Annotated in this window: 14 protein-coding genes; 9 read left to right on the forward strand and 5 right to left on the reverse strand. The window is 66.6% G+C overall.

All coding sequences use genetic code 11. The features are described from left to right. The first annotated feature begins 89 nt into the window (after window positions 1–89). From JL101_RS11115 to JL101_RS11145, 7 genes are all read left to right on the forward strand, one after another. Complete coding sequence (locus JL101_RS11115) at window positions 90–1487, forward strand: histidine kinase (protein WP_203095121.1); 1398 nt, start codon at window positions 90–92, stop codon at window positions 1485–1487. Beyond that, entirely contained in the window at window positions 1459–2109 is a 651-nt protein-coding gene (locus tag JL101_RS11120; RefSeq protein WP_203095122.1) for a response regulator transcription factor, read from the forward strand. Before JL101_RS11115 ends, JL101_RS11120 begins: the two co-directional genes overlap by 29 nt. Window positions 2110–2286: 177 nt before the next feature. Continuing rightward, window positions 2287–3270: a PQQ-dependent catabolism-associated beta-propeller protein gene (locus JL101_RS11125; RefSeq protein WP_203095123.1), complete on the forward strand. Its 984-nt coding sequence runs from the start codon at window positions 2287–2289 to the stop codon at window positions 3268–3270. A 219-nt stretch (window positions 3271–3489) separates the two neighbouring features. Continuing rightward, window positions 3490–4563, forward strand: a complete 1074-nt coding sequence (locus JL101_RS11130) for an efflux RND transporter periplasmic adaptor subunit (protein ID WP_203095124.1) — start codon at window positions 3490–3492, stop codon at window positions 4561–4563. 4 nt (window positions 4564–4567) lie between these two features. Continuing rightward, window positions 4568–7642 carry an efflux RND transporter permease subunit gene (locus JL101_RS11135; protein ID WP_203095125.1) on the forward strand — a complete coding sequence of 1025 codons (3075 nt, stop codon included), beginning with the start codon at window positions 4568–4570 and terminating at the stop codon, window positions 7640–7642. 110 nt (window positions 7643–7752) lie between these two features. Continuing rightward, window positions 7753–8082 (forward strand): antibiotic biosynthesis monooxygenase family protein, encoded by a 330-nt coding sequence (locus tag JL101_RS11140; RefSeq protein WP_203095126.1) that lies wholly within the window; start codon window positions 7753–7755, stop codon window positions 8080–8082. 4 nt (window positions 8083–8086) lie between these two features. Further along, window positions 8087–8470 carry a thioredoxin family protein gene (locus JL101_RS11145; RefSeq protein ID WP_228435405.1) on the forward strand — a complete coding sequence of 128 codons (384 nt, stop codon included), beginning with the start codon at window positions 8087–8089 and terminating at the stop codon, window positions 8468–8470. Window positions 8471–8486: 16 nt separating this feature from the next. Here the strand turns inward: JL101_RS11145 and JL101_RS11150 are convergent, their stop codons facing one another. The 3 genes from JL101_RS11150 to JL101_RS11160 all read right to left on the reverse strand — a co-directional run bounded on the left by JL101_RS11150 (window position 8487) and on the right by JL101_RS11160 (window position 9831). Beyond that, window positions 8487–8687 carry a YgaP family membrane protein gene (locus tag JL101_RS11150; protein ID WP_407697425.1) on the reverse strand — a complete coding sequence of 67 codons (201 nt, stop codon included), beginning with the start codon at window positions 8685–8687 and terminating at the stop codon, window positions 8487–8489. A gap of 84 nt (window positions 8688–8771) precedes the next feature. Beyond that, entirely contained in the window at window positions 8772–9440 is a 669-nt protein-coding gene (locus JL101_RS11155) for a Crp/Fnr family transcriptional regulator (RefSeq protein ID WP_203095127.1), read from the reverse strand. 31 nt (window positions 9441–9471) lie between these two features. Beyond that, the gene (locus tag JL101_RS11160) at window positions 9472–9831 is read right to left on the reverse strand and encodes a carboxymuconolactone decarboxylase family protein (RefSeq protein ID WP_201080555.1); all 360 of its coding nucleotides are present in this window, start codon (window positions 9829–9831) and stop codon (window positions 9472–9474) included. Window positions 9832–9926: 95 nt separating this feature from the next. Here JL101_RS11160 and JL101_RS11165 point away from each other — a divergent pair, with 95 nt between their 5' ends. Together JL101_RS11165 and JL101_RS11170 are read left to right on the forward strand one after the other, a co-directional pair. Then, window positions 9927–10352 (forward strand): YeeE/YedE family protein, encoded by a 426-nt coding sequence (locus tag JL101_RS11165; RefSeq protein WP_203095128.1) that lies wholly within the window; start codon window positions 9927–9929, stop codon window positions 10350–10352. A 4-nt stretch (window positions 10353–10356) separates the two neighbouring features. After that, window positions 10357–10791, forward strand: a complete 435-nt coding sequence (locus tag JL101_RS11170; RefSeq protein ID WP_203095129.1) for a DUF6691 family protein — start codon at window positions 10357–10359, stop codon at window positions 10789–10791. A gap of 8 nt (window positions 10792–10799) precedes the next feature. Here JL101_RS11170 and JL101_RS11175 read toward each other — a convergent pair whose 3' ends face one another. After that, window positions 10800–11438 carry a TerC family protein gene (locus JL101_RS11175; RefSeq protein ID WP_203095130.1) on the reverse strand — a complete coding sequence of 213 codons (639 nt, stop codon included), beginning with the start codon at window positions 11436–11438 and terminating at the stop codon, window positions 10800–10802. Between the two features lie 107 nt (window positions 11439–11545). Continuing rightward, window positions 11546–11713: a hypothetical protein gene (locus tag JL101_RS11180; RefSeq protein WP_203095131.1), complete on the reverse strand. Its 168-nt coding sequence runs from the start codon at window positions 11711–11713 to the stop codon at window positions 11546–11548. Between the last annotated feature and the right edge of the window lie 19 nt (window positions 11714–11732).

The following is an 11732-nucleotide window of genomic DNA, read 5'->3' on the forward strand; positions in this document are numbered from 1 at the left end:
CACCGGGGGCGCGGGCATCCTGTCCGCGCCCCCGGACCGTATTGCGGGCCGGCTTCCGCCAGCGGTCCGGTGCCTCGGGAGATCCCACCGTGTCGTTCAAGTTCCGCTTCGTCCTGCTGTTCTCCTCCGTGCTTGCCTTGGCGGTGCTGGTCGCCGGCGTCGCGGTCGTGGTCAACGCCCGGACCGCGGTCGAGACCGAAGTGGAAGCGGGAATGGAACTGGCGACGACGCTGGTGATCCGGACGTTGGCGGGAGCACCCGATCCCAGATCGGCGGCGGACGCCATCAGTTCCGCGCTGGCGATGCTTCCGCTCAGGCATGTCCGGATCGCGATCGCCGCCGACGGAGCCGCGACCGCCCTGCCGGCGCTCGTGGCTACCCGGGTTCCGGACTGGTTCTACCGTCTGATCGGTCCCGACCATCGTCAGCAGGAGATCAGGATGCGCCTGTCCGACGGCGCGCCCGCGCGCGTCCTCGTCGTCGCGGCGCCGGAGGACGAGATCGCCGAGGTCTGGGCCGACCTGTCCAACCTGGCGCTGATCCTGGCGGCGGTGTCGGCCGCGGCGATCATCCTTTCCTGGATCGCCATAGACAGGGCCTTGCGGCCGCTGACGCAGCTGTCCGGCGCCCTGGAGCGTCTGGGGCGCCACGAGTACCAGGTTCGCCTGGAGCCGATCCGTGTCCACGAGCTCCGGCGCATCGGAGACACGATCAATACCCTGGCACAGGAACTGCGCCGGGCGGAGGACAGGAACCGCGAACTCGGCCGCAAGCTGATCGAGGTGCAGGAAGCGGAGCGGCGCCAGATCGCGGGCGAGATCCACGACGAACTGGGGCCATGCCTTTTCGGCATCCGGGTCGAGACCCGGTCGCTGGCGCAGGTCGCGCGGACGCTGCCCGACGGTCCCGGCAGCGCCGTCACGGAAAGGTGCGACGCCGTGCTGGAACTCGCCGATACGGTTCAGCGCATGAGCCGGCGTCTGCTCGACCGGTTGCGGCCCATGGCACTGGAGCATCTGCCGCTCTCGTCCGTGCTCGCCGAGACTGTCAAGCGCTGGCACGTCAACATGCCGGGTATCGACTGGCGCCTTCGCCTGCCAGCCGACGTTGCCCGCACCATCGACCGACTTGACGACACCGCCTCGGTGACCCTCTATCGGGTCGTCCAGGAGAGCCTGATGAACGCGGCCCGACACGCCGGAGCCACCCGGGTGGAGGTCGAGATCGGTTGCGCGCCGGAACCGGACGCCGGTGCCGCGGTCGGGTTCAGCGTTCAGGACGATGGCCGGGGGATCGCTTCCGACGGCCGGGCCGGGATCGGCATTCACGCGATGTCCGACCAAGTGAGGGCGCTGGGCGGTTCCATCGCCATCCTGTCGCCACCCGGGGGCGGCGTAACGGTCCAGGGAAGGATCCCGTTCGTCCCGGGCTGCGACCCGGCGTCAGAGGAGATAGAGGATGACAGCAGCGCCCGCCGCAACGCCTGAGAGATTGCTGCTGGTGGACGACCATCCCGTGGTCCGGACCGGCTGCCGCCGGCTTCTGGCGTCCGCCGGTCCCTACGAGATCATGGAAGCCGATAACGGAAGCCGGGCGCTGGAACTCTGCGAGGGCGAGCCGCCCGACGCGGTCGTCCTCGACCTGGGGCTGCCGGACATGGGCGGACTGGAGTTGTTGGACCGGTTGCGCCGGGCAGTTCCCGATATCCGCGTCCTGGTCTTCAGCATGCATGACGACCCCGTATTCGCGGCGCGCGCGCTGGAGGCGGGGGCCCGTGGCTACGTCACCAAGAACGACGCCCCCGAGGAACTGGTCGCCGCGGTCGAGACGGTGCTGGCCGGCGGCATCTATCTGAGCCGCGACATGGCGCGGGAGGTCGCCGTGATGAACTTCGCACCGAACCGCAGCTCCTTGCAGGGATTGACGGCCCGGGAACTCCGCGTCCTTGCGGAACTGGGGCAGGGAAGTGCCATAGCCGACATCGCCGATCGCCTGGGCGTCAGCTACAAGACGGTCAGCAATACCTGCACCGCCATCAAGACCAAGCTTGGCGCCCGCAGCGTAAGGGATCTGATTCGCATCGCCGTCGAGCATCGCGTGACGCCCTGACCCGGGTCCCGAAGGGACAACCGGGAAATTTCGGCAAGTTCGCCCGGGAAGAAGAGGAAATCCGGGAGTTCCGAAACAAGAATACAGATTGTTCGAAAAGAAAACTGTTGCGCAGTATCACATGTCTTATGAAACTATGCCCGGAAAAGAAGAGCGATAAACATGAGGAAACGTCACATGGTGGTTCCCATTGACACATTGAAGCGTATTTTGCTTGGCAGCGTCCTGGCGATCGCCTCGGCCTTGCCGGCCGCCGCCGACACGATCTACGTCTCGAACGAAAAGGATAACACCATTTCGGTCGTGGACGGCGATACGCTGACCGTCACGGAAACGATCCGCGTCGGTCGCCGGCCGCGGGGGATCACCTTCAACCACGACATGACGCAGCTTTACGTCTGTATCGGTGACGAGAACCGGATCGACGTGATCGACCTGTCCACCAACAAGGTCGTCAACCGCCTGCCGTCCGGCCCGGATCCGGAACTGTTCGTCCACCACCCGACCGAGAACGTGCTGTACGTCGCGAACGAGGACGACAACATGGTCTCCGTCGTGGACACGAAGGAACGTAAGATCCTGGCCGAGATCCAGGTCGGCGTCGAGCCGGAGGGGATGGGCATCAGCCCGGACGGCAAGTTGCTGGTCAATACGTCCGAGACCACCAACATGGCCCATTTCATCGACACCTCCACGAAGGAGATCGTCGCGAACGTGCTGGTGGACAGCCGTCCCCGAGTGGCCGAGTTCACCTCCGACGGCAAGAATGTATGGGTTTCGGCCGAGATCGGCGGTACCGTCAGCGTGATCGACTCCGCGACCCGCCAGCCGGTCAAGAAGATCGAGTTCGCCGTCAGCGGCGTGTCGAAGGAGGCCATCCAGCCGGTCGGCATCCAGATCACGAAGGACATGAAGCGCGCCTTCGTCGCCCTGGGGCCCAGCAACCGCGTGGCGGAGGTCGATCCCGCGACCTACGAGGTGCGCAAGTACCATCTGGTCGGCCAGCGCGTCTGGAACCTCGCGCTGTCGCCCGACGAAAAGCGTCTCTATTCCACCAATGGCGTCAGCAGCGACATCAGCGTCATCGATGTCGAGAACAGCAGGGTCATCAAGTCGATCCCGGTCGGCCGCGCGCCCTGGGGGGTGGTCGTAAAGCCCTAGCGGACATCCAGTAACCTCCAGCAAACGCAACCGAGACTTCCCGCCCCGGACCGCCGCCAGACTGTCCGGGTACTTTTTTGCGTCCTCGTAACAGTTTGTTACATTGCGGCGCTTGTCAGACATACTCCAGTCATCAACGTTCCGTCTAATGGTGGCGTTGCTCGCGACGGGAACGGCGTGTAGCCCATTCGACTGTTGATGACAGAGGTTGATCCTTCGATGAAGATGGCTGGTCTCATGGCGGCCGCGCTTGCCGTCGGCGTGGCGGTTGCCGGCGCGGGCTATTGGCACTCCGACGGCGCCCGCGCCCAGGGACAGCAGCAGGGCAGGCGACCGGCGCCGGCTCCGGCCGTCGAGGTCGCACCGGTCAAGGTGGACCGTGTCACGACCATGATCGACGCGGTCGGTACCCTGGAGCCGGCGGAGTTCGTTTCCCTGGCGCCCGAGATCGAGGGGACCCTGGCGGAGATCCTGTTCCGCGAGGGTACGCCCGTCCCGGCCGGCCAGGTACTGGCGCGCCTGGATGACGCCATCCTGAAGGCGGAACTGGCCAAGTCCCGCGCCGAGTTGGTCCTGGCGGAGGCGAATTTCGAGAGGGCCGACACGTTGCTGCGGCAACGCTCGGGCACCCAACGCACGCGCGACGAGGCTTTCGCCGCTCTCCAGTCGGCCAGGGCGTCGGTGCAGCTGGCCCAGACCCAGCTGGACAAGACGGTGCTTCGGGCGCCGTTCGACGGCATTCTCGGCCTCCGCGCCGTCAGCAAAGGGGAGTTCGTCAGCCGCGGCGACACCCTGGTCACGCTCCAGTCGATCGACCCGCTCAAGGTCGACTTCCGAGTGCCGGAGACGCTTCTGTCCAGCATACGGGTCGGGCAGAAGATCACCTTGCGGACCGACGCGCTGCCCAGCCGCTCCTTCGAGGGGGAAATCTACGCGCTCGACCCGCAGCTCGACGTGAACGGGCGGGCGCTGAAGATCCGGGCGGAGGTCGACAACTCCGACCAGGTGCTTCGGCCCGGGCTGTTCGCCCGCGTCGGCATCGCCGCTTCCAGCCGAGACAACGCCATCCTGATCCCGGAGTCGGCGGTCGTGCCGGAAGGGAACGGCCGCTACGTCTTCAGGATCGTGGACGGCAAGGCGGTCCGGACCGAGGTCAAGCTGGGCCAGCGCCGCGCCGGCGAGGTCGAGATCGTCGAGGGGTTGTCTCCCGGCGACACGGTGGTGACCGGGGGACAGCAGCGGGTCCGTCCCGGCGCCTCGGTCGAGGTGGTCAACCGCGCGCCGGGCGTCTGAAGCCATGCGGATTTCCGACATCTGCATCCGCCGTCCGGTCTTCGCGACGGTGATGAGCCTGATCCTGATCCTGCTCGGCGTCGTCAGCTACGACCGGCTGAGCGTGCGGGAATATCCCAACATCGACGAGCCGGTCGTCTCGGTCAACACGACCTATCTCGGCGCCTCGGCCGAGATCATCGAGACCCAGGTCACCCAGGTGCTGGAGGGCTCGATCGCCGGCATCGAGGGCATCGACGTGCTGTCCTCCGTCAGCAGGCCGGAGAGCAGCCGGATCACCGTGCGCTTCCGTCAGAACGTCGATCCGGACGTCGCGGCGAGCGACGTGCGCGACCGGGTCGGCCGGGTCCGCGGCCGCCTGCCGGACGAGATCGACGAGCCGATCATCTCCAAGGTGGAGGCCGACGCCCAGCCGATCATCGTGATGCCGTTCACCAGCGACCGCCTGTCAGGGCTGGAGATCACCGACTATATCGACCGTTTCATCGTCGACCGGTTCAAGAACCTGCCCGGCGTCGCCGACGTCCAGATCCTGGGCGAGCGCCGCTATGCCATGCGCCTGTGGATCGACCGCGCCCGGCTGGCGGGATACGACCTGACCGTCCAGGACGTGGAAGCAGCGCTTCGCGGGCAGAACATTGAGGTCCCGGCCGGCCGGGTCGAGAGCACCGACCGGGAGTTCACCGTACTGTCGCGCACGGGCCTCGTGGAGCCGGAACAGTTCGGAGACATCGTGGTCAAGCTGGCCGACGGCTTTCCGATCCGCGTACGCGACATCGCGAGGGTGGAACTGGGCGCCGCCGACGAGCGCCGGGTCAGCCGATCCAACGGCCGGAACTCGATCGCGATCGGCATCATCAAGCAGGCCACGGCCAATCCGCTCGACGTCTCGGAGGCGGTGAAGAAGACCCTTCCCCTGGTTCTGGAAGATCTGCCGGAAGGCATGCGGGGCGAGATCGTCAACGACAGCGCGGTCTTCATCGACCGCTCGATCCAGGCCGTGTTCCACACGATCCTGGAAGCCGTCGTACTGGTCGTGCTGGTGATCCTGTTCTTCCTGCGGACCGCGAGGGCCACGATCATTCCCGTCGTCACCATTCCGGTTTCGCTGATCACCACCTTCGCGCTGATGTACGCGGCCGGCTTCACGATCAACACGCTGACGCTGCTTGCCATGGTGCTGGCGATCGGTCTCGTGGTGGACGACGCCATCGTCGTGCTGGAGAACGTCTACCGCCACATCGAGATGGGAAAGAAGCCGATGCAGGCGGCCCTGGTCGGCACGCGGGAGATCGGCTTCGCCGTGGTCGCCATGACCCTGACCCTGGCCGCCGTCTACGCCCCTGTCGCCTTCGCGCCGGGCCGCACCGGGCGGCTGTTCCTGGAGTTCGCGCTGACCCTGGCCGGCGCCGTCCTGGTATCGGGCTTCGTGGCGCTGACCCTGACGCCGATGATGTGCTCCAAGCTGCTGAAAGCGCACGAGAGCCACGGGCGGTTCTACAACGCGCTGGAGCGGTTCTTCGTGGCGCTCGGCAACGGATACGACCGGCTGCTCCGGGCCAGCCTGCGGGCACGGCCGCTCGTCGTGCTGCTGGCGCTGGGCGTCGCGGGGGGAAGCGTCGTGCTGTTCCTGTCCCTGAAGTCGGAAACCGCGCCGGTCGAGGACCGGGGCGTGATCCAGGGCCTGGGCGTGGCTCCCGAAGGATCCACCATCGACTTCAATGCCCGCTACGGCCGGGAACTCGAACAGGTCTATGCCGGGGTCCCCGAGATCCAGAGCTACATCGTGATCTCCGGCGTGCCGGAAGTCACCCGCACCCTGTCGTTTGCCCGCCTGAAGGACTGGGACGAGCGCGAGCGCAAGCAGCAGGACATCGTGGCCGAGCTTCAGCCGAAGCTGTCCAGGATCGCCGGCATCAGCGTGTTCGCGCTCAACCCGCCGTCGCTCGGGCAGCGCGGGGGCAGCAAGCCGGTCGAGTTCGTGATCCAGACCTCCGGCACCTATGCCGAACTGGACGGCTATGTCAGCCGCATGCTCGACAGGATCGCGGAGTATCCCGGCCTGATCAACGTCGACAGCGACCTGAAGCTGAACAAGCCGCAACTCGACGTCGTCGTCAACCGGGACAAGATCGCCGACGCCGGAATACAGGTCGACGTGGTCTCCCGGACGCTGGAAAGCCTTCTGGGCGGCCGTCAGGTCACCCGGTTCGAACGCAACGGCGAGCAGTACGACGTCTATGTCCAACTCGGCGAGTCCGATCGCGCCACGCCGGGCAACCTCAGCCAGATCTATGTCCGGGGCGGCGACGGCGCGATGATCCAGCTCTCCAACCTGGTCGAGGTGAGGGAGGTGGTCGCGCCGAAGGAGCTCAACCGTTTCAACCAGCTCCGTTCCGCGACGATCAGCGCCAGCCCGGCTCCGGGCGTGTCGCTCGGCGAGGCGCTGGCCTTCATGGAGCAGGCGGCGGAGGAAGTCCTGCCGCAGGGCGTCCAGGTCGATTATGCCGGCCAGAGCCGCGAGTTCCGCGACGCCGGCTCCAGCCTGCTGTTCGTCTTCGTGCTGGCCCTGGGCTTCATCTACCTGGTGCTGGCGGCCCAGTTCGAGAGCTTCGTCGATCCCTTCGTGATCATGCTGACGGTCCCGCTGTCGATGACCGGCGCGCTGCTGGCGCTGTACCTGAGCGGCGGCACGCTGAACGTCTACAGCCAGATCGGCCTGGTGACCCTGGTCGGGCTGATCACCAAGCACGGCATCCTGATCGTCGAGTTCGCGAACCAGCTCCAGGACGAAGGCAGGGAGAAGCTGGACGCCGTGATCGAGGCCGCCGTGCTGCGCCTGCGCCCGATCCTTATGACCACGGGGGCCATGGTGCTGGGCGCCCTTCCTCTGGCCCTGGCGACCGGTGCGGGGGCCGAGAGCCGCCAGCAGATCGGCTGGGTGATCGTCGGCGGCATGTCGCTCGGCACGCTGCTGACCCTGTTCGTCGTTCCCACCATGTACACCCTGATGACGGGCAAGCGCGGCCAGGTGGCGGAGGACGATCTGGAGGCTGGGCAAGCCGCGCCGGCGGAGTGAGCGGTCTCCCGCGCATTGCCACTTGCCAGAAGGCCCGCCGGTGCGACATGTCTGGGACCGAACGAGCCGCGGCGGGAACCGTCGCGGGGCATGGCAGGAGGAGCAGCGGAATGTTCATCGCGATGAACCGCTTCAAGGTGGTACCCGGCGCGGAAGCCGATTTCGAGGCGGTCTGGCTGAACCGGGAGAGCCACCTGCACAAGGTTCCCGGATTCGTCGAGTTTCACATGCTTCGTGGTCCGCAGCGCGACGATCACCGGCTCTACAGCTCCCACACTGTCTGGCAGTCGGAGGAGCACTTCCTGGGCTGGACCCGGTCGGAAGCCTTCCGGGACGCCCACAGGGGAGCCGGCGGAAACAAGCCGCTGTACCTGGGCCATCCCGAGTTCGAGGGCTTCGAAGTCATCCAGACCGTGACCAATCCCCCCGCCGGGGAATAGCGCCTTGGCCGGAGCCGGACTGTCGGAGTTCTTCACCCTGTTCCCGATGCGCCGGGTCGGCAGCGCCGATCTGGACGCGGCGCTGTCCGAACAGGCGCCCGAAGCGCTGACGGTGCTGTTCCTGTGGGGGCGCAACTGCCCCAATTGCGACATCGCGAAGCGGGCGATGATGTCGGCGCCGGAGCGCTTCCAGTCGCCGGACGTTCGATGGTTCCATGACAATGTCTACGACGACTTCGACATGGCGACCCGTTTCGGCGTCCACGGCATTCCGGTCTTCTTCCTGTTCCATGGACGCAAGCAGCTCGGGCGGATCACAAGCTGGCCGGGCTCCGACGCGTTCCTGGACGTGATCGGCCGGCAACTGCGCCGGATCGCTCCGGCGTAGTTGCCCGTCCCGCCTGTCAGCTGTGCTTCAGCGGGCAGGTGCGGATGCCCAGCAGGGTGTATGCCGGGCAGAAGCCGACGAAGGCGGTCAGCAGCGGGACCAGACCGATCCAGCCCCACGGGGTCTGGGGACCTACGAAGACCAGCGAGATCAGCACGAGGCCGGCGACGATCCGCAGGGCGCGGTCGATCATTCCCATATTCTTTGGCAGCGACATGGCACGTTTCCTTTCCATCTTGGGGCCGTGCCGCAAGCATCGCGCGGTGCGCCGCTTGGCTCAGTGACTAAGTCACATTGGGCCTCAGCCGGGGGGCGCCGTGGCAAGATACCGCAGGCCGCCGGGGTCCAGCACCTCCAGCCGACCGCGTCCCAGCCCGACCAGCCCCCGGTGCTCGAAGTCCTTGAGTTGCCTGCTGACGACCTCGCGGGCGGTGCCGAGCTCGGTCGCCAGGGCTTGGTGGGTGAGGGGAACGACGCCGCCCCCGGGCGCGTGCTTGACCAGTGCCTCTGCCAGCCGGCACTCGATCCTGCCGAACGCCACCTCGCTGACCAGCTTCATCAGGTCGGTCAGCCTGGCCCCGAAGCTCCTGAACACGAAGTCACGGAAAACGCCGGATCGGGTGATCAGCATATCGAACGCAGCCTTGGGCAGCGCCACCGCCGAAACCGCCGCTTCGGTCACGCCTTCCGCGCTGTAGCACTCGCTCCCGATCAGGCAGGACGTGGTCAGGACACAGGTCGATCCGGGTCCGACCCGGTAAAGCACGATTTCGCGTCCCAGTTCGGACAGCAGGTGGACGCGCACCGAGCCTTCCAGGACGATCAGGAAGTTCGTGCAGAGATCGCCCGGCCGGAACAGCACCGTCCCGGCTTTCAGGGTGACCAGTTCCGCCTGCCGGGCAAGGATGTCGCGGGCCGCGTCGTCCAGGTGCCGCAAGGCGGGAAACGATCCCAGCCAATCGATCGCCATGCTCATTTCCGATGGGGACTCCCGGCTCAGGTCACCCGTTGCGGGCCTTGACGTCACGGAACTCGTCATAGGCCTCCAATGCCTGGGCAGCATACATGACGCTGGGACCCGCGCCCATGTAGACGGCCATGCCCATCGTCTCCAGCACTTCCTGTCGGGTGGCTCCCTGCTTCACGGCGGCTTCGGCATGGAAGGCGACGCAGCCGTCGCACCGGGTGGCGACCGCGATCGCGAGCGCGATCAGCTCCTTCGTCTTGGTATCCAGCGCGTCGGCCTTCAAGGCGGCCTGCGCCAGCGCCGAGAAGCTCTGCATCACCGCGGGAGCGCCGCCGCGCAGTTCCTTGATGGCGGCCGACAGGTCGATCGTAGTGTTCGTCCAGCTTCCGGACATGGGGGATCCCTCGGATATGGAAAAGAATGCAGTTGCGACGCTAGGGCTGCCGCATTATATAAGTCAATGCTAATTTAAAGGGTGAGGCACTCGGAATGGACGGGTTCACGCCATATTCATCGGCAGCGGGCGGCGCGCTGATCGGCGCCGCCGCTGCCCTGCTGTGGTACGGGGCCGGGCGCATCATGGGCGTCAGCGGTATCGTCGGCGGCCTAGCGACTGCGCGGGGCAGCGATATCGGCTGGCGGCTCTGTTTCCTGGCGGGGCTGCTGGCAGCGCCCCTGCTGCTCTGGGCCGTGGCCGGGATCGACCGCCCTCCCTCCCTCCAGACCTCTCCGATGCTGCTGATCACCGCCGGATTGCTCGTCGGCTACGGCACCAGGCTGGGCAGCGGCTGCACCAGCGGCCATGGTGTCTGCGGGCTGGCACGCCTTTCCCCGCGTTCGCTGATAGCGACCGTTCTGTTCATGGCGAGCGGGGCAGCGGTCGTATTCGTCGCCCGCCACCTGCTGGGAGCGTGAAACCATGCCCATGATGATCGTGGCACTGCTTTCCGGCCTGCTCTTCGGCTCCGGACTGGTCGTTTCCGGGATGATCGATCCGACGAAGGTGCTCGCCTTCCTCGACGTCGCGGGTAACTGGGACCCGAGCCTTGCCTTCGTGATGGCCGCCGCCATTCCGGTCGCGATGATCGGTTTCAGGGCGTCCCGCAGATGCCGGCAGCCGGTCTGCGGCGGCAGCTTCTCCGCGCCGACGAAGACTGCGCCGGATGGCTCGCTGGCCCTCGGCGCAGTGCTGTTCGGTGCCGGATGGGGACTTGTCGGCTATTGCCCCGGGCCGGCCCTGGCCGCGCTTTCATACGGCGATCCGGCTACTTGGCTGTTCGTCGCGGCCATGGCGGCCGGCATGGCCGCGCGCGGCCTGCCGATGCCGGGCAGAGCCACGCGGTCCAGGGCCTGATGCCTCGCCTACAGAAGCCATGAGGTATGGTGCGCGACTTCCTGGCTGCCTCGATAGATCATGTCGAGCGCCACGTAGGTGATGATCGCCAGCCCAATCCAGCCGATCCAGCGATACCGGTGCAGGACATGGGCGATCATGTTGGCGGCGGCGCCCATCAAGGCGACGGACAGCAGCAGCCCGATCACCAGGATCGTCGGATGCTCCTTGGCGGCGCCGGCCACCGCCAGAACGTTGTCGAGAGACATGGAGACGTCCGCGACCACGATCTGCCAGATCGCCGCGCCGAAGGTCTTGGTATGCCCGGGCGCAGGAGCACCCGCTTCCAGCGCCTCGTCCGGAGCCACCTCGTCCTTGCCCTGCTCGCGCAGTTCGCGGAACATCTTCCAGCAGACCCACAGCAGCAGCACGCCGCCGGCCAGGGTCAGGCCGATGATCGCGAGAAGCTGGGTCGTGATCAGGGCGAAGAAGATGCGCAGCCCGATGGCCGCGCCGATTCCGTAGAAGATGACTTTCCGCCGCTGTTCTATCGGAACCCCGGCGGCAGCCATGCCGACAACGATCGCATTGTCGCCGGCCAGCACAAGGTCGATCGCGATTACCTGCCCGAGGGCGATCATCTGCGACCACAGCCCAACGTCTTCCATGATGTCCGCTTTTCCTTGTTCGAGCCATGGCCGGCCTCCGGGAAGGCGCCTGACTCAGCAGGGCGCGCTCCCGGAGCACTCTTCGACCAAGGCCGGTCCGAGCCTCCTCAGTCGTCCGGCCGTCTTTTGTCCGAGACCTCGGTGTCCGCGTCGCGCAGAACCTTCGCGGTTTCGCGCTGGTTGCGCTCGATGCCTGAAGGAGGTGTCCGGAGGCCGGAGTCCGGTCCCGGGACAGCCGTCCCGGAGGTCTCGTCTTTCGTCTTGTCGCCGCTCATGTCGGTCTCCCGCCCGCTG

The organism is Skermanella rosea, from assembly GCF_016806835.2.
GTDB classification, from domain to species: Bacteria; Pseudomonadota; Alphaproteobacteria; order Azospirillales; family Azospirillaceae; genus Skermanella; species Skermanella rosea.

What these genes read in the sequence shown, in the direction of transcription:
- JL101_RS11120 (WP_203095122.1), top strand. Translation starts at nt 1,459, where the DNA reads ATGACAGCAGCGCCCGCCGCAACGCCTGAGAGATTGCTGCTGGTGGAC.
- JL101_RS11125 (WP_203095123.1), top strand. Translation starts at nt 2,287, where the DNA reads ATGGTGGTTCCCATTGACACATTGAAGCGTATTTTGCTTGGCAGCGTC.
- JL101_RS11130 (WP_203095124.1), top strand. Translation starts at nt 3,490, where the DNA reads ATGAAGATGGCTGGTCTCATGGCGGCCGCGCTTGCCGTCGGCGTGGCG.
- JL101_RS11135 (WP_203095125.1), top strand. Translation starts at nt 4,568, where the DNA reads ATGCGGATTTCCGACATCTGCATCCGCCGTCCGGTCTTCGCGACGGTG.
- JL101_RS11140 (WP_203095126.1), top strand. Translation starts at nt 7,753, where the DNA reads ATGTTCATCGCGATGAACCGCTTCAAGGTGGTACCCGGCGCGGAAGCC.
- JL101_RS11150 (WP_407697425.1), bottom strand. Translation starts at nt 8,687, where the DNA reads ATGTCGCTGCCAAAGAATATGGGAATGATCGACCGCGCCCTGCGGATC.
- JL101_RS11155 (WP_203095127.1), bottom strand. Translation starts at nt 9,440, where the DNA reads ATGGCGATCGATTGGCTGGGATCGTTTCCCGCCTTGCGGCACCTGGAC.
- JL101_RS11160 (WP_201080555.1), bottom strand. Translation starts at nt 9,831, where the DNA reads ATGTCCGGAAGCTGGACGAACACTACGATCGACCTGTCGGCCGCCATC.
- JL101_RS11165 (WP_203095128.1), top strand. Translation starts at nt 9,927, where the DNA reads ATGGACGGGTTCACGCCATATTCATCGGCAGCGGGCGGCGCGCTGATC.
- JL101_RS11170 (WP_203095129.1), top strand. Translation starts at nt 10,357, where the DNA reads ATGCCCATGATGATCGTGGCACTGCTTTCCGGCCTGCTCTTCGGCTCC.
- JL101_RS11175 (WP_203095130.1), bottom strand. Translation starts at nt 11,438, where the DNA reads ATGGAAGACGTTGGGCTGTGGTCGCAGATGATCGCCCTCGGGCAGGTA.
- JL101_RS11180 (WP_203095131.1), bottom strand. Translation starts at nt 11,713, where the DNA reads ATGAGCGGCGACAAGACGAAAGACGAGACCTCCGGGACGGCTGTCCCG.